At 72.5% G+C, this 16,501-nt stretch carries 13 protein-coding genes and 1 pseudogene; 7 read left to right on the forward strand and 7 right to left on the reverse strand.

Annotation, left to right across the window (positions count from 1 at the left end; genetic code table 11):
* Positions 1-63: 63 nt before the first annotated feature.
* Positions 64-537: an ATP-binding protein gene (locus QF037_RS26575; protein ID WP_307029313.1), complete on the forward strand. Its 474-nt coding sequence runs from the start codon at positions 64-66 to the stop codon at positions 535-537.
* Between the two features lie 385 nt (positions 538-922).
* Here QF037_RS26575 and QF037_RS26580 read toward each other — a convergent pair whose 3' ends face one another.
* Positions 923-1,858 carry a cyclase family protein gene (locus QF037_RS26580; RefSeq protein WP_307029315.1) on the reverse strand — a complete coding sequence of 312 codons (936 nt, stop codon included), beginning with the start codon at positions 1,856-1,858 and terminating at the stop codon, positions 923-925.
* Positions 1,859-1,943: 85 nt separating this feature from the next.
* On the opposite strand from QF037_RS26580, the gene QF037_RS26585 reads away from it, so the two are divergent.
* From QF037_RS26585 to QF037_RS26595, 3 genes are all read left to right on the forward strand, one after another.
* Complete coding sequence (locus tag QF037_RS26585) at positions 1,944-2,849, forward strand: SDR family oxidoreductase (protein WP_307029317.1); 906 nt, start codon at positions 1,944-1,946, stop codon at positions 2,847-2,849.
* Positions 2,850-2,957: 108 nt separating this feature from the next.
* Entirely contained in the window at positions 2,958-4,109 is a 1,152-nt protein-coding gene (locus QF037_RS26590) for an acyl-CoA dehydrogenase family protein (RefSeq protein WP_307029319.1), read from the forward strand.
* Positions 4,109-5,158: a Zn-dependent alcohol dehydrogenase gene (locus QF037_RS26595; protein WP_307029321.1), complete on the forward strand. Its 1,050-nt coding sequence runs from the start codon at positions 4,109-4,111 to the stop codon at positions 5,156-5,158. Before QF037_RS26590 ends, QF037_RS26595 begins: the two co-directional genes overlap by 1 nt.
* A gap of 22 nt (positions 5,159-5,180) precedes the next feature.
* Here the strand turns inward: QF037_RS26595 and QF037_RS26600 are convergent, their stop codons facing one another.
* Entirely contained in the window at positions 5,181-5,489 is a 309-nt protein-coding gene (locus QF037_RS26600) for a hypothetical protein (protein ID WP_307029324.1), read from the reverse strand.
* 152 nt (positions 5,490-5,641) lie between these two features.
* Here QF037_RS26600 and QF037_RS26605 point away from each other — a divergent pair, with 152 nt between their 5' ends.
* Positions 5,642-6,976 (forward strand): MFS transporter, encoded by a 1,335-nt coding sequence (locus tag QF037_RS26605; protein WP_307029325.1) that lies wholly within the window; start codon positions 5,642-5,644, stop codon positions 6,974-6,976.
* A gap of 628 nt (positions 6,977-7,604) precedes the next feature.
* Here QF037_RS26605 and QF037_RS26610 read toward each other — a convergent pair.
* Positions 7,605-8,609 (reverse strand): GlxA family transcriptional regulator, encoded by a 1,005-nt coding sequence (locus QF037_RS26610; RefSeq protein ID WP_307029327.1) that lies wholly within the window; start codon positions 8,607-8,609, stop codon positions 7,605-7,607.
* 71 nt (positions 8,610-8,680) lie between these two features.
* On the opposite strand from QF037_RS26610, the pseudogene QF037_RS26615 reads away from it, so the two are divergent.
* Positions 8,681-9,987: pseudogene (locus QF037_RS26615) on the forward strand (MFS transporter).
* Between the two features lie 165 nt (positions 9,988-10,152).
* Here QF037_RS26615 and QF037_RS26620 read toward each other — a convergent pair.
* Positions 10,153-10,746 carry a flavin reductase family protein gene (locus tag QF037_RS26620; RefSeq protein ID WP_307029329.1) on the reverse strand — a complete coding sequence of 198 codons (594 nt, stop codon included), beginning with the start codon at positions 10,744-10,746 and terminating at the stop codon, positions 10,153-10,155.
* A gap of 81 nt (positions 10,747-10,827) precedes the next feature.
* On the opposite strand from QF037_RS26620, the gene QF037_RS26625 reads away from it, so the two are divergent.
* Complete coding sequence (locus QF037_RS26625; RefSeq protein ID WP_307029331.1) at positions 10,828-11,769, forward strand: hypothetical protein; 942 nt, start codon at positions 10,828-10,830, stop codon at positions 11,767-11,769.
* Between the two features lies 1 nt (position 11,770).
* On the opposite strand, the gene QF037_RS26630 is transcribed toward QF037_RS26625, so the two are convergent.
* The 3 genes from QF037_RS26630 to QF037_RS26640 all read right to left on the reverse strand — a co-directional run bounded on the left by QF037_RS26630 (position 11,771) and on the right by QF037_RS26640 (position 16,453).
* Positions 11,771-12,562, reverse strand: a complete 792-nt coding sequence (locus QF037_RS26630) for an enoyl-CoA hydratase/isomerase family protein (protein ID WP_307029333.1) — start codon at positions 12,560-12,562, stop codon at positions 11,771-11,773.
* A complete protein-coding gene (locus tag QF037_RS26635) occupies positions 12,562-14,787 on the reverse strand; it encodes an acetate--CoA ligase family protein (RefSeq protein WP_307029335.1) in 2,226 nt (741 codons plus the stop codon). The genes QF037_RS26630 and QF037_RS26635 overlap by 1 nt, the downstream gene beginning before the upstream one ends.
* A 142-nt stretch (positions 14,788-14,929) precedes the next feature.
* Positions 14,930-16,453 carry a flavin monoamine oxidase family protein gene (locus QF037_RS26640; RefSeq protein ID WP_307029337.1) on the reverse strand — a complete coding sequence of 508 codons (1,524 nt, stop codon included), beginning with the start codon at positions 16,451-16,453 and terminating at the stop codon, positions 14,930-14,932.
* Between the last annotated feature and the right edge of the window lie 48 nt (positions 16,454-16,501).

Genomic DNA, 16,501 nt, shown 5'->3' on the forward strand with positions numbered 1-16,501 from the left:
CTCGTGAGGCGCGAGGCTATGTGTCTGCCGGTTCGGATGGTGTGAGCGGTGCAGGTGCTTCAAGTGCAGCTGGAGATCCGACCCGACCCCGCCGAGGTGGGGCGAGCCCGGCGGTGGGCCCGCTCGCGGCTCGCCGGGTCCGGGATAGGGGCCGACGAGGGGCTTGCCGAGACGCTGATCCTGCTGGTGTCCGAACTGGTCACCAACGCCGTGGTGCACACCGGCTGTCCGGCCGTGGTGCGTCTGTCGCTGCCCTGTACCGCGGCCGAACAGGCAACGGTGCGTCTTGAGGTGGCCGACGCCAGCGGCCGCGCCCCCGTGCCGCGCTGTGTCGACGGTGACGCCACGGGCGGTCGCGGACTCGCCCTGGTCGACGGCCTCGCCGACCGGTGGGGCTGGAGCCCCGAAGGGGCCGGCAAGCGCATCTGGTGCGAACTCGACCGCTGTGCGGCGAAGGGCCGTGAAGGAGCGGCGTCCCTCGGAGGCGGTGCCTCGGCGTTCGAGGGGTACGAGGGGCTGGCGTACGAGGCGGTCTGAGGCCGCTGTCCCGAGGCGGTGCGATCGGCGCGGTCGGTGCGCGGTCGCGGCCGTGCCCCCTGTCCTCCCTGTCGCCGTAGGTGGTGCGCCGTGATGTGCTTCCGTGCGCGCCCATATCAAATGGTGCGTAAGTCATAAATCCCCGAGCAGGTGTTGACGCCGCGTGTCCGTTTGCTCACGCTTGTGGTCAGCGATTCGCCGCGAGGGGACGACGAGGGCTCCGGTGACGGGGGCCCTCGGCGAGTGTGGGTCGTGATTCGGCGCCGGGTTCCTTCAGGGCCAGGGGACACAGGGCGGGTGCGCCGGAGTCGGACGGCGGAGTGCGATGCCGTGCTCGGGGCGGGCGTTGGGGCGCCGCCGTCCGACCTTGCCCGGATCCGTGGTGTCAGAGAATGGCGACCGGAGCCACCGGAGTGCCCGTCGCGCCGACGAACGGCTCGGGCATCGCCGACAGCAGGAACGTGTAGCGGCCCGCTTCTCCACAGGCTGTGGACAACTTTTCGAGATTCCAGTTCTGGCCCTGGAGCATCCCCATCTCCACGAGGTCGAGCGCGTGCACGGGCAGCCACAGATCCTCGATCTCGGGCGGAAATATCTCGAAGGTCAGCGTGTCGTTCGCGACCGCGGCGACATCGTGTGCGTGGAACCACTCCGGCGTACGGATCGACAGTCCCGGCGACGGATAGCCGTACGCGTGCTTGTCGCCCGCCAGATACGCCTGGATCTGCCCCGTCCGTACGAGCACGATGTCCCCGGCCCGCACGCGCGTGCCCGCGAGTTCCTCGGCGGCCTCCAGGTCCTCCGGTGTGACGGCGTACCCGCCGTCCAGCCGGTCCGTGCCGCGTGCGCGGGCCACGTCCAGCAGGACCCCGCGCGAGACGATGTGCCGCACCTTGTCGATGCCGCTGAACCGGGCGCCGCCGTGCGCGGTGACGGTGTCGGCGGGGCGCCCGTTGTAGAGCACGCCCGAGTGCGAGACATGGGTGAGCGCGTCCCAGTGCGTGGCCGCCTGAAGGCCCATCGTCACGGTGTCGTCGCTGCACGCGACCGTGCCCGGGCCGAAGATCTCCTGGTTGATCTGCACCATCGCGTGCAAGGGGTTGACCCGGCCCGGTATCAGTCCCGTCTGCACGCCGTCCTCCTTGAGCGGGAGGGAGAGCGGGACGCGGTGACCGGACCTGACCTCCGCCGCGGCCCCGCGTACGACCTCGTCGGTGATCAGGTTCAGGGTGCCGATCTCGTCGTCGGCGCCCCAACGGCCCCAGTTGTTCACGCGCTTGGCGATGTCGTGAAACGCCGGATGCATCGCGGGCAGTGGCATCGGTGCTCCCCCGGGGCTTGTCTACAGGTGTCTGACGGGACATAAAATCTAACGGTCCGTCAGAAACCGCGGGAAGGGGCCGGGCATGGGGAACTTCTTGGCAGGCAAGGTGGTCGCCGTGACGGGGGCGGGACGCGGGATCGGGCGGGCGGTGGCGCTCTGCGCGGCGGCCGAAGGGGCGTCCGTCGTCGTCAACGACTACGGGGTCTCGGTGGACGGCGAGTCGCCGACCAGCGAGGTCGCCTCGGGCGTGGTCAAGGAGATCGAGGCGGCCGGCGGGGAGGCCGTCGCGGTCGCCGACGACGTGTCGACCATGGCGGGCGGACAGCGGGTCGTCGACGTGGCCCTGTCGTCGTACGGGCGGCTGGACGGCGTCGTGTGCGTCGCCGGGATCCTGCGCGAGCGGATGCTGTTCAACATGACCGAGGAGGAATGGGATCCGGTCGTCGCCACTCACCTCAAGGGCACGTTCACCGTGTTCCGGGCCGCCTCCGCCGTCATGCGGAAACAGCGGACCGGGACCCTGATCGGGTTCACCAGCGGCAACCATCAAGGGTCCGTCTCGCAGGCCAACTACAGCGCCGCGAAGGGCGGGATCATCTCGCTGGTCCGGAGTGCGGCGCTGGGGCTCAACAAGTACGGGGTGACCGCGAACGCGGTCGCGCCGGTGGCTCGTACGCGGATGTCCGCCGGGGTGCCCATGGAGCTGGCGGAGATCGGGGAGCCGGAGGATGTGGCCGCGCTCGTCGTGTATCTGCTGTCGGAGCGGGCCCGGGAGGTCACCGGGCAGGTCTACACGGTCGCCGGGCCGAAGATCGCGGTGTGGGCGCAGCCGCGGGAGCTGCGGGCGGCGTATGCCTCCGGCGGTTGGACGCCGGAAACGATCGCGGAGTTCTTGCCGGGGTCGGTGGGGGTGGATCCGATGCCGATGCTGGAGCGGCTTGCTGCCGTGGAAAGGGCCGCGCGTGAGGGGGAACGTCCTAACGCCTAATGGGGCGGACGGAACGGTGGGTTGGCGGTTGCGGGCTCGTTGTGGCTGGCCGCGCAGTTCCCCGCGCCCTTAGGTGACTCCAGTCAGCGGTGTTCAGAGGAGAGGTCCGTGGACTTTGGATTCAGCGCCCAGGATCAGGCTTTCCGGGCGGAGGCTCGGGCTTGGCTCACTGAACATGCCTCCGGTGGGCTCGATCGTCGGTCCTGGGAGCGTGCCCTGGGGAAAGGCGGGTGGATCGGGCTGGGATGGGCCGAGGGCGGGTACGGGAATCGGACCGCCACGCTCACGCAACAGGTCGCCTGGGCCGAGGAGTATGCGCGGTCCTGTGCGCCGCCGCGCTCCGGGCACATCGGGGAGAACCTGCTGGCGCCCACGCTGCTCGCGCACGGCACGCCCGAGCAGAAGGGGCGGTTTCTTCCCGCGATCGCGGCCGGGGACGAACTGTGGTGTCAGGGGTACAGCGAACCCGGGGCCGGCTCCGATCTCGCGGGGATCCGTACGAAGGCCGAGCGGGCCGGGGACGGTACGTATCGCGTCACCGGGCAGAAGATCTGGACGTCCCTGGCGCGGGAAGCGGACTGGTGTTTCGTCCTGGCCCGCACCGACCCCGGGTCCAGCCGCCATCGTGGCCTGTCCTTCCTGCTCGTTCCCATGGACCAGCCGGGGCGGATCGAGGTGCGGCCCATTCGGCAGATGACCGGCACCAGTGAGTTCAACGAGGTGTTCTTCGACGGTGCGCACGCGCGCGTGGAGCATGTCGTCGGAGGTGAGGGGGCCGGGTGGCGGGTCGCGATGAGTCTGCTCGGGTTCGAGCGGGGGGTGTCCACGCTCGCCCAGCAGATCGGGTTCGCCGCCGAGCTGGGGCGGGTGGTGCGGGCGGCCGTCGACAGCGGGGCGGTGGGTGATCCCGTCGTACGGGACCGGCTGGTCCGGCAGTGGGCCGAGCTGCGGGTGATGCGGTGGAACGCCCTGCGGACGCTGGGGAGTTCGGGCGACGCCGGCGCCTCCAGTGTCGCCAAGCTGCTGTGGGGCGGGTGGCATCAGCGGCTCGGGGAGCTGGCCCTGCAGGTGCGGGGTGCGGCGGCGGGGGTCGGGCCCGTCGACTGGTCGGTCACGGCGCCGTACGAACTCGACGCGTTTCAGAATCTGTTCCTGTTCTCCCGGGCCGACACGATCTACGGCGGCTCGGACCAGGTCCAGCGCACGATCATCGCCGAGCGGGTGCTCGGGCTGCCGAAGGAACCCAAGGGGGTTGTGTGATGCGCGGCGTGGTGTTCGACGGGAAGCGGGTCGAGGTCGTCGACGACCTGGAGGTACGGGGACCGGGGCCGGGGGAGGTGCTGGTCGCCATCGCGGCGGCGGGGTTGTGCCACAGCGATCTGTCCGTGGTGGACGGGACCATTCCCTTTCCGGTGCCCGTGGTGCTGGGGCATGAGGGGGCCGGGGTCGTCGAGGCCGTGGGGGAGGGGGTGTCGCATGTCTCGGCCGGGGACCATGTGTCCCTTTCCACGCTGGCCAACTGCGGTACCTGCGCGGACTGCGACCGGGGGCGGCCGACCATGTGCCGCAAGGCGATCGGGCGGCCGGGGCAGCCGTTTGCGAGGGGCGGGCGGCCGGTCTTCCAGTTCGCGTCCAACTCCGCCTTCGCCGAGCGGACCGTGGTGAAGGCCGTGCAGGTGGTGCGTATCCCCCGGGACATCCCGCTGCCCTCCGCCGCGCTCATCGGGTGCGGGGTGCTGACCGGCGTCGGAGCCGTGCTCAACCGGGCGAAGGTGGATCGCGGGGACAGCGTCGTCGTGATCGGCACCGGGGGCATCGGGCTCAACGTCCTCCAGGGGGCACGGATCGCGGGGGCGCTGCGGATCGTCGCCGTCGATGCGAACCCCGCAAAGGAGGCGGTGGCGCGGCAGTTCGGGGCGACCGACTTCCTGACCTCCACGGAGGGGGTGCGGGAGCTGTTGCCGACGGGGGCGGACCATGTCTTCGAGTGCGTCGGGCGGGTGGAACTCGTCCGGCAGGCCGTCGATCTGCTGGACCGGCACGGTCAGGCCGTGCTGCTCGGAATGCCGGCGGCGGGGGCCGAGGCGTCCTTCGTCGTGGCGTCCATGTTCCTGGACAAGTCGATCCTGGGATGCCGGTACGGGTCGTCCAGGCCGCAGCGGGACATCGCGCTGTACGCCCAGCTGTATCGCGAAGGGCGGCTGCTGCTCGACGAGCTGGTGACACAGACGTATCCGGTCGAGGAGTTCGAGCGGGCGGTGGCGGACGCGGAGGCGGGGAAGGTGGCCAGAGGGGTGCTGACCTTCTGAACGAAGGGCTCCTTGCCCGTGGTCACGGGGAGAGGGGCGGCTCTCCGTCCGGGTACTGGTATGCGTCGTGCTCGGCGTAGTGGATGACTGCCTCGCAGGCTTCTCGAGGGGAGGGAACGGCGCCGCCGCGGTGCGCCCGCCAGGTCTCCAGGACGTCGCGGATCAGGAAGACTTCCAGGAGGTAGGTGCGGCCCTCCGCGTCCGGCCGGCTCGAACCGCCCGGGTTGGGGACAGCCGTCGCGTCGCTCTGCGCCGTCCAGGGCTCGGCGGCGAAGACGGTCAGGCCGTCATCCGCCTCAGCCAGCCGGCTGACCAGTTCCTCGAGTGTCACGGGTTGCTCCCACCGGGCTCGTCTGCTGACGCAGAGTCCCATGTGCCGTCAGGGCTCAGCGCGTTGCCCGGCGTTCTGGACATGCCAGGGGTTTTCCACAGGCGCCGGAAAACTCCTGGGGCGCTGTCGGTGGCGGGCCGTAGCTTCGGCTCATGACCTACCGAGACGTCGCCACCAGACCGGTCCTCATCTGGGCCTGCACCGCCGTCGCCGCCCGTATGCCGGTCGCCATGGCCCCGTTGGCGCTGGTCTTCCTGGTGCGCGAGCGCCCCGGCGGCTACACGCTGGGGGCGGCGCTCGCGGCGGCGTATGTGATCGGCGAGATCATCGGGGCGCCGGTGCTCGGGATGCGGATGGACCCGGCGCGGGGCCGGCGGCACCTGGTGCTCGGACTCGCGGGCGGGGCGGCCGGGTTCGCGGGGCTCGGGGTGCTGGCCGGGGCGCATCCCGTGGTGCTGGGCGTGTTCGCGTTCCTGGCCGGGGCGGCTCCGGCCGCTGCCGCCGGAGGGCAGCGGGCGCTGCTGACCTCGCTGGTCCCGGAGAGGGCCGTGGCACAGGCGCTGTCCGCCGAGTCGATGCTGATGTCCGGGGTGTGGGCCGTCTCCCCGGTCGCGGTCGCCGGACTCGCCCTCGGGGTCGCGCCGCGCCTCCCGCTGCTGCTCGGGGCCGCGCTGATGGCGCTGTCGATCGCGGGGCACCGGTGGCTGCCGGCCCGTTGGGACACGGGCGAGCGGGGCGGGGAGTCGGGCCGGATCAGAGTGCTGCTGCGCGCCTGGCCGGTGTACGTCACGGGCGCGGCGAGCCTCACGCTGCTCGGTCTGGCGGAACTGACGTTGCCCGCGTTGCTGGAACAGCGCGGCATCGGGGTCGGCTGGTCCGGGCCGATGCTGGCGGGGCTGGCGGTCGGGGCGGGGCTCGGGGCGTTCGTGTACGGGCTGCGGTCGTGGCCCGGGCGGCTCCGGGGGCGCAGTGTCGTGCTGATGTGCGGGATGTCGGTCTTCGTGAGCCTCGCCGCGCTGATACCGGGGGCGGCCGGGATCGCGGTCGCCCTCGTCCTGGCGGGCACGCTCCAGTCGGGCGCGCTGATCACCCGCAACCTGTCCCTGCGGGAGGCGCTGCCGCCGGGCGCGCTGGCCGCGGGGTACTCCGTGATGTACGCGGCCGCGGGCGCGGGGTACGCGGCGACCGGGTCCCTCGCCGGTGGACTGCTCCAGGTGGTGACCCCGTCCACGGCGATCCTGGCGGGCGTGGCGCTGACGTTGCTGCTGACGGCGCTCGGGTGGTGGGGAGAGGTACGGCGGGAGGGCGCGGGGAGAGCAGGGACGCGGCGGGAGGACGCGGGGTCGGCCGCCGATGTCGCGAGCCCGGGTGCCGTGGCGGGCCTGACTGCCGCGACCGCCGAGTCGGCCGCTCCTGACGCTGCCGCGGGCTCAGGGGCCGTGGCGGACCTGACCGACGATGCCGCTGGGCCTGGCTGCTGCCGGTGATGGCGTCCTGCCGGGACCGTGTGGTGTCGTTGACCTGTCGGTCGGTGTCGGTCGGTGTCGGTCGGTGTCGGCTCGGGCTCTGCCGCTGGGCCGTCTGCCGCCGGTGATGCCGTCCTGCCGGGCCCGCGTGCCGCCGCTGAGCTGTCGGTCGATGCCGCCTGCGAGGGCTCGGGCTCTGCCGCGGGCCTGCCCGTCGCTGCCGCTGGGCCGGCTGCTGCCGCTGACGGCATCCTGCCGGAACCGCGTGACGCCGTTGACCTGTCGGTCGGTGTCGGCCGCGAGGGCTCGTGCCCTGCCGCGGGCCTGCCCGTCGCTGCCGCTGGGCCGGCTGCCGCCGATGACGGCGTCCTGCCGCGACCGCGTGGCGCCGCGAACCCGTCCCTCGGTGCCGTCGTGCCGGGCTCGCAGGGCGCCGCTGAGCTGTCCGTCGGTGTCGGCCGCGAGGGCTCGTGCCCTGCCGCGGGCCTGCCCGTCGCTGCCGCTGGGCCGGCTGCCGCCGATGACGGCGTCCTGCCGCGACCGCGTGGCGCCGCGAACCCGTCTCCCTCGATGCCGTCCGGCCGGGCTCGCGTGACGTCGCTGAGCTGTCCGTCGATGGCGTCCGCGAGGCTCGAGCGCCACCGCGGACCTAGCCGGTGATCCCGCTCCCCGTGCGGAAGGTGCGCCGGTAGCTGGTGGGTGTGACGCCGAGGGCCGCCTGTAGGTGCTGGCGCATGGACTGGGCCGTGCCGAAACCGGCGTCGCGGGCGATCTGGTCGACGGAGAGGTCGGTGGACTCCAGCAGGTGCCGGGCGTGTTCCACCCGCTGCTGGGTGAGCCACTGTCCGGGGCTGATGCCGACCTCCTCGCGGAAGCGGCGCGTGAAGGTCCGTACGGACATCGACTCCTGCTCGGCCATGTCCCGCAGCTGGATCGGCTCGTGGAGGCGGCCCAGGGCCCAGGCGCGGGCGGTGGTCGTGGTGGCCAGCTGGGGCTCCGGCACGGGGCGCCGGATGTACTGCGCCTGGCCGCCCTCGCGGTGCGGCGGTACGACCGTGCGCCGGGCCACCGCGTTGGCGACGGCGCTGCCGTGGTCGCGGCGGAGCATGTGCAGGCACAGGTCGATGCCGGCGGCGACGCCCGCGGAGGTGAGGACGTCGCCGTCGTCGACGTACAGGACGTTCGGGTCGACCGCGATCTGCGGGAAGAGCCGCTGGAGACGCTCGGCGTCAGCCCAGTGCGTGGTGGCGGGGCGGCCGTCGAGGTAGCCCGCGGCGGCGAGGACGTAGACGCCGGTGCAGATGGAGGCGAGCCGGGTGCCGGGCCGGATGTGGGCGAGCGCGGCGGCCAGCTCGGGGGTGAGGACACCGTCCTCGTAGACCGGGCCGAACTCGTAGGACGCCGGGACGATCACGGTGTCCGCGGTGGCCAGGGTCTCCGGGCCGTTGGTGACCATGACGTCGAAGTCGGAGTCCGTGCGGACCGGGCCCGGCGGCCGGATCGAGCAGGTGACGACCTCGTACAGACGCCGTCCCAGACGGTCCCTGGGGCGGCCGAAGATGCGGTGCGGGATGCCCAGCTCGAAGGGGAGCAGACCGTCCATGGCGAGGACGGCGACGCGGTGCGGGCGGAACGGTTCCTCGGACGTGGCCATGGCCCGATCCTAACGAATGCTGTCCTTCGGGCCAGTGGATCGGCGGGCGGCCAGGCCGGAAGCTCTATGTCGTGACCCAGACAACCGAAGCCGCCGCACAGGCACCCCGCACGGGAAAGAAGCGCACCCGCATCCATCGCGCCTGGTTCGTCGCCGCCGTCACGTTCGTGACGATCATCGGCGCGGCCGCTTTCCGCTCGCTGCCCGGACTGCTCATCGACCCGTTGCACGAGGACTTCGGCTGGTCACGCGGCACGATCGGCGCGGCCGTCTCGATCAACCTCGCGCTGTACGGGCTCACCGCCCCCTTCGCGGCCGCGCTGATGGACCGCTACGGCATCCGCCGGGTCGTCGCCGTGGCGCTGACCGTGATCGCGTTGGGCTCGGGGCTGACGGTGTGGATGACGGCGGCCTGGCAGCTGCTGCTGTGCTGGGGCCTGCTGGTCGGTCTGGGCTCCGGCTCGATGGCGCTGGCGTTCGCGGCGACGGTCACCAACCGCTGGTTCACCGAACGGCGCGGCCTGGTCACCGGCATCCTGACCGCCGCCTCCGCCTCCGGCCAGCTGATCTTCCTGCCCGTGCTGTCCTGGATGGTCGAGAAGCACGACTGGCGCCCGGCGGCCGTCACCGTGGCTCTGGCCGCCCTCGCGGTCGTCCCCTTCGTCTGGCTGCTGCTGCGCGACCACCCGGCCGACGTGGGCCTGAAGCCGTACGGCGCGAAGGAGTTCGTGCCCAAGCCGGAGCCCGTGTGCCGGGCGCCGCCCGCCGCGCGGTCACCGTGCTCTTCAAGGCCGCCCGCACCGGCCCGTTCTGGCTGCTCGCCGGCACCTTCGCGATCTGCGGCGCCTCCACCAACGGCCTGATCCAGACCCACTTCGTGCCGGCCGCCCACGACCACGGCATGCCCATCACGGCGGCGGCCTCGCTGCTCGCGGTCATCGGGGTGTTCGACGTGGTCGGCACCATCGCCTCGGGCTGGTTCACCGACCGTTTCGACGCGCGCCGGCTGCTCGCGGTGTACTACGCCCTGCGCGGCATCTCGCTGCTGTTCCTGCCCATGCTGCTCGGGCCGAGCGTCCACCCGCCGATGCTCTTCTTCATCGTCTTCTACGGCCTCGACTGGGTCGCCACCGTCCCGCCCACCGTCGCCCTGTGCCGTGAGCACTACGGCGACGACAGCGCGATCGTCTTCGGCTGGGTCCTCGCCTCGCACCAGGTGGGGGCGGCGCTCGTCGCGTTCGTCGGCGGTGTGGTGCGGGACGTCTTCGGTGAGTACGACATGACCTGGTACGCGTCCGGGGCGCTGTGCGCGGCGGCGGCGCTGATGGCGCTGGTGATCCGGCGCAGGCCGACAGCGCTGGTCCCGGCCGTGGTCTAGTGCCGCGGCAGGCAACGTTTGCCCCGTCGCGACGCCCGGCACGCACTCTCGCCGCACCGGCCGAAAGCCCAAGTACGTCCAGTACGAGGGCTTCCGGCCGGCACGCCGAGAGCACGCACCGGACGCCGCTCCTTGACGGGCAAACGTTGCCTGCCGCGGCACTAGCTAGACGAACCGTCCCTTGTGGAAGAGCAGGGGCGCCCGGTCCTCGTCGCCCGTCCCCAGCGCGTCCACCCGCCCCACCACGATGAGGTGGTCGCCGCCCGTGTGCACGGCGTGGATCGTGCAGTCGATCCACGCGAGCGTGTCCGCCAGCCGCGGTGAGCCGGACGCCGGTGCCGCGTCGAAGGCGATGCCCGCGAACTTGTCCGCACCGCTCACCGCGAAGCCACGGCACAGTTCGCCCTGGTGGGCGGCGAGGACGTTGACGCAGAACACCCCGGCGCGGGCGATACGGGGCCAGGTCGTCGACGTACGGCCGACCATGAAGGCGACGAGGGGCGGGTCGAGGGACAGGGCGGCGAAGGACTGGCAGGCGAAGCCGGCGGGGCTGTCCTCGCCCTCGGCGGCGGGTGCGGTGACGACGGCCACGCCGGAGGCGAAGCTCCCGAGCACCCGCCGGAACTCGGTCGGTCCGACCGGCGCTCGCTCGTCCTCGCGGACACAGCGCAGCTCGGGCCGCGGCAACGCGTCCACGGGCGCCGCGCCGGCCGACCGGAGATAGCGGACGGCGGCCTCGGCCATACCTGCTTGTCCCATCACACTCCCATTGAAGCTGACGGTTCGTCAGATAGGAAGGGGTGTGCGAAGGCGGCGAAGGCGGCTGCGTACGCTGCGCGCATGGGGTGGGGAGACATACGGCACGAGCTCGGGCGTGCCCGGCGGGCCGGGGATTCGGTCGCGGTCAACGCGGCCGCGGCGGTGGGGGCGGCACAGCTGCCGGCGGCCGTGCTGATCGCGTACGTCGACGTCACGACGGGCGACGACTACGGCGGCTCGGGCGCCGCGTACGGGCTGGCCTGTCTGCTTCTCCTCGCGCCGCTGTGGCTGCCGTTCTCGGGACTGCTGCACGCGTGCGCGCAGACCCTGCCGGCCGCTGTGCTCGCCCGGGCCACCGTCCGCCGCGTCCGCGGACCCGAGTGGGCGTGGCACCTGACGTGGGCGGCGGTGCTCGGGGTGATCTGGGCGGGCGCTGTCGCCGTGCCGGGCGGCCTGCCGTTCGCCGCCACGGCCGCCGTCTTCGTGGCCCTCGGGATCCTCCCGGTGCTCGGTGTGGCGTACTTCGGGCGCAGTGGCCGGTCCCGTGGGCGGGCGTGGGGGTGCGCGGGGACGTGGATCCTGTCGGCGGGGGTTTCCTTCGTGCTGTTCATGGTCGTCTTCGGGGGCGCCGTGCTGGCCACCGAGACCGGGATCGTCGAGGAGTACGAGCCCCCGAAGCTGTCCGCCGGGCAGCTCGCCGGCGTATGGCGTGGCGAGGACGGCTCGGTCCTGCGGCTGCACCCGGGCGGCCGGGCCGAACTCACCGCGCTGCCCACCGTGTCGGAGCACGACGACTGGTCCGCCGACCCGCCCTACACCGTGTGCGAGGGCACCGGCGCCTGGGAACCGGTGCGGGCGGACAAGGGCGAGGACGCGGACCGTGACGGCGTCGGACTGCGCGTCGACGGCGGATGCGGGGTGCCGACGCTCTGGACGATCGGCGGCACCGAGCGCGAGCCCGAGCTGTTCGTCCTGTTCGGCGACCCGGACGCGGGGGCCCTGCGGATCCTCACGCGGGACTGAGTCACCGCCCCCGGAACTCCGGGCTCCGCCGCTCGACGAAGCTCGCCACCCCCTCCTGGGCGTCCTCGGTCGTCATGTTGATCTCCTGCGCGGCCGCCTCCGCGGCGAACGCGGTGGCGCGGTCGCTGTCGAGGGAGGCGTTGACGAGCTGCTTGGTCAGGACGAGGGCACGGGTCGGCCCCGCGGCGAGGCGGGCCGCCCATTCACGGGCCGTCTTGTCCAGCTCCCCGTCCGGCACGACCCGGTTGACCAGGCCGAGGCGCTCGGCGTCGGCGGCGCTCAGCGCGTCGCCGAAGAACATCAGCTCCTTGGCGCGTTGCGGGCCGATCAGCCGGGTCAGCAGATAGGCGCCACCTCCGTCCGGTACGAGTCCCCGGCGCACGAACACCTCGATGAACCGGGCCGATTCGGCCGCGAGGACGAGGTCGCAGGCGAGCGCGAGGTGTGCGCCGATGCCCGCCGCCGTCCCGTTCACCGCGGCGATCACGGGTTTCTCGCAGTCGAGGACGGCCGTGATCAGCCGCTGGGCGCCGAGCCGGATCGTGCGGGCGACGTCACCGGGGACCCGGTCGCCTCCCGCGGGCGCCCCTCGCAGATCCGCGCCCGCACAGAACCCCCGCCCCGTGCCGGTCAGCACCACGGCCCGCACCTGAGGGTCGCCGGAGGCGTCGCCGAGCAGCCCGATGAGGTGGCCCCGCTGTGCGGGGGTGAGGGCGTTGAGGGCCTCGGGCCGGTCGAGCGTGATGTGCGAGACCTGGTCGCGTGTCTCCTGGCGCACCCCTGCCGACGGCATCAGCGGCACACCGCCAGCGCGTCCAGCGCCACGGCGCCCTGCCCGCGGGGCAGCACCATCAGCGGATTGATGTCCAGTTCGGCCAGTTCGTCCCCGAGCTCCAGCGCCATGCGCTGCACCCGCAGGATGACCTCGACGAGCGCGTCGAGGTCCGCCGGGGGGCGCCCCCGGACCCCGTCCAGCAGGGCTCGCCCGCGCAGCTCACCGCACATGTCCCGGGCCTGTTCCTCCCCGAAGGGGGGCACGCGTACGGCGGTGTCGCGCAGCACCTCGACCAGCACCCCGCCGAGCCCGACCGTGACGGTCGGTCCGAAGAGGTCGTCGTGGGTGACGCCGACGACCATCTCGACACCCCGCTCGACCATCTGGCAGACCAGGACGCCGTCCAGGCAGACGCCCTCGTAGCGGGCGATGTCGGTCAACTCCCGGTAGGCGTCCCGGACCTGGCTGGCGGAGGTGAGCTCGATCTTCACCAGGCCGAGTTCGGTCTTGTGGGCGATCTGCGCGCCGGACGCCTTCATCACCACCGGGTAGCCCACCTGACCCGCCGCCCGTACGGCCGCCGCCGCGCTGGTCACCAGCTGCTCGCGCGGTACGCGGATGCCGTACGCCCGCAGCAGTTGCTTCGCCGCGTGCTCGCTCAGCTGCTGGCCCGGCCGCATCAGGGCCTGTGCCTTGCGGAAGGACGGGGACGTGGTGCGCGGGGCCTCGTCGAGGGGGGAGCGGTAGGCGGCGACGAAGCGGTGGTGGTCGAGGTAGGCGCGGACCGCGGTGATGCAGTTCCCGACCGTGCGGAAGGTGGCCACCCGGGAGGAGCCGAGGAGGACCTCGCGGTAGGCCGGCTCGGTGCCGACCGGCGAGCCCCACACCACGCAGACCAGCTTGTCCGTCCGCTCGGCCGCGTCCACCAGGTCCTGGACGAGCTTGTCGCTCAGGGGCGGGAAGGGGCCGGTGACCGGGCAGATCAGCACCCCGACCGCCGGGTCGTCGAGGATCGCGTCGATGATCTTCCGGCCGCGCCAGTCGCCGACGGGATGGCCGCCGTTGTCCACGGGGTTGGCCACGTTCAGGTACTCGGGTATCCACTGGTGCAGCTCCACCTGCTTGGTGTCCGAGAGCGTGGGCAGCCTCAGCCCCGCCTCCGTCGCCAGGTCGGCGAAGTGCGCGCCCGTGCCGCCCGAGATCGAATAGACGACGACCCCCTCGGCGTGCGGTGGGCGGGCCCGGGCCAACAGGGCGGCGGTGTCCTGGAGTTCGTCGAGACCGTCGACCCGGATCACTCCGTACTGCCGCATCGCCGCGTCCACCACCGCGTCCGCGCCGGTCAGCTTGCCGGTGTGGGAGGCGGCCGTGCGGGCTCCGGTCTCGGTGCGGCCCACCTTGACCGCGACCACCGGCACCTTGCGGCGGGCGGCCCGGTCGGCGGCGAGCAGGAAGGAGCGGCCGTCCTTCAGTCCTTCGAGGTAGCAGGCGATCGCGCCGACCTCGGGCCGCTCGGCGAAGTAGGAGAGGAAGTCGGCGGTCTCCAGGTCGGCCTCGTTGCCGGTCGGCGCCCAGTGGGAGAGGCGGATGCCGAGCTCCTGGAGGGCGAAGACGGGGCGGCCCTGGTGGCCGGACTGGGTGATGAGGGCGATCGCCGGTCCGTCGAGGTCGTCACGGAACCGCTCGAAGGCGTTGAGGTTGGTGTTGGGCCCCAGCAGCCGGAGCCCCGACCGTCGCACGGCCGCGGCGAGCCGGGCCTGGGCGGCGGCGCCCTCCTCGCCGGTCTCCGCGAACCCGGAGGCGAAGACGACGGCGAACTTCACCTTGGCCTCGGCCAGTTCCTCGACCACGGGAAGCGGGTCGGCGACCAGCAGCACGGCGAGATCGACCTGTTCGGGCAGGTCGGCTACGGAAGGGGAGCAGGGGATGCCGAAGACGGACGGGCGGGTGGGATGCACCGGGTGCAGCCGGGCCCCGACCCGCTCGGCCCAGGCCACCAACTGCCGGGTGACACCGGTGTTCGGGCGCCCCTCGGTGTCGGAGGCGCCGATGACGGCGACCGACTCCGGCCGGAAGAACCGGTCCAGATCGGGGACGTCGCAGTACAGCGGCCGGCCGCTGACGTCGAGGTCGTCGACCTCGGCCGGCCTGCCGTGGACGGCGGGCCCGGGTTGCTCGCCGCAAGCGATGACCCGGGCCCGGCGGGAGTCGGTGGTGAGGGTGCCGTGGGTTGATCCAAGCATCGGTCCGCCCGCTCCTGTGTGACAGCGATTAACTGACGCAGTGTCAGATTAAAGGAACTGACGCTGTGTCAGGAATGGCTGTGCACACAAAGTTGGGCAGAGCACGCCGACGGAACCGCTCACACGGCGCCGCGAGCACCGCTCACAGCACCGCCAGCACCTCCTTCGCCACCCGCTCGCCCGACCGCACCGCACCGTCCATGAACCCCATCCAGTGGACGGAGGTCTCCGTGCCGGCCCAGTGGATGCCGCCGACGGGAGTACGCAGGGAGGGGCCGTACTGGGTCAGGACGCCCGGGGCGGCGATGGAGACGGGGCCGCCGCGGGTGTAGGTCTCGTTGTTCCAGCGTTGCAGGACGAAGGAGGTGGGGGAGGCCGCTTTCGCGCCGAAGTAGGTCGTGTAGTCCTTCAGGACGGCCGCCTTGACCTCCGCCTCGCTCGCCCCGTCGTACTTGCGGGCCTCGTCGGCCTCGATGAAGCCCATCAGGGCGCCGTAGGAGGCGTCGGGCGGGGAGTTGTCGAAGGTGGAGCTGACCACCCCGGTGTCGCTGACGACCTGGCCGTTGAGGCCGTCGGCACGCCAGAACGGCGTGTCGTAGATCGCGATGGCCTTGCCGACCGAGGCCATCGGCAGCCGCTGGGTGAGCTGGTCGCGGGAGGCCGGGAGCAGCGGGTCGTAGGTGATGCGGGCGGCAATCGGCGGGGGCACGGCGACGACGACCTTCTTGGCGGTGACGGTGGTGCCGTCGGCCGTCACGACGTACTTGCCGCCGGACTTGGCGATGGTGCGCACCGGGGCGTTCAGCACCACCCGGTCGCCGAGGGTGGCGGCGAGCTTGATCGGCACCAGCTGGGAGCCGCCGACGAAGCGCAGCTCCTGGGCGCCGTTCGCGGTCTCGGTGAGGCGCTCCAGGGTGCCGACGTTGGTCTCGTTGCCCGCGGCGGCGATGTAGAAGAGCACGAACAGGAAGGAGAGTTCACGGGGTTCGGCCGAGAAGATCGAGGTGCAGGCCACGTCGAAGAGGAACTTGGCCGACGGGATGACGGCGTTGGCGCGCAGCCAGGTCTCGAAGGTCTGCCGGTCCCATTCGTCGGCCTTCGCGGCGGTCCAGGGCGCGTCGACCGGTATCTGCTTGGCCAGGTCGTCCAGGGTGGCCTGCACGATCGCGGCGTTGGCGAGGCCGGCCGCGTCGATGGGCGGAACCGAGCCCAGGAGACCGTCGGTGGCGTACGCGGTCTTCTTGCCGTCCTTGTAGAGGAGGTTCTTGCCGGTGTTGTAGGTGGCGAAGGTGCCCACGCCGAGGGAGTCCGCGAGGGCCTTGATGCGGTCCTGGGTGGGGCCGATGAACTCGCCGCCGCCCTCGGTGACCCCGCCGTTCGCGAGCGGGAGGTTCACGACCCGGCCGCCGACGCGGTCACGGGCCTCCAGGACGATCACGGACTTGCCGGCCGCCACCAGGTCGCGGGCCGCGGTGAGGCCGGCGAGCCCGGCGCCGATGACGACCACGTCGGCCTCGCGGGTGGCCGCGGCGGCGGGCGAGGCCGCGGTGCCGGCGAGGGCGGCGGCACCGGCGGTGGCGGCGGCACCGCCCAGCAGGGTGCGGCGCGAGAGCCGGGAGGGCCGGGGGAGTTGGGCGGGCTGGGGGAGCTGTCTTTCACGTGCCACGTGCATCCTCCGTCGGGTGCGAGAGGTTGGAGTGGAGCCAGAACATGA

Origin of the sequence: Streptomyces canus (assembly GCF_030815415.1) — a bacterium.
GTDB classification, from domain to species: Bacteria; Actinomycetota; Actinomycetes; order Streptomycetales; family Streptomycetaceae; genus Streptomyces; species Streptomyces canus_F.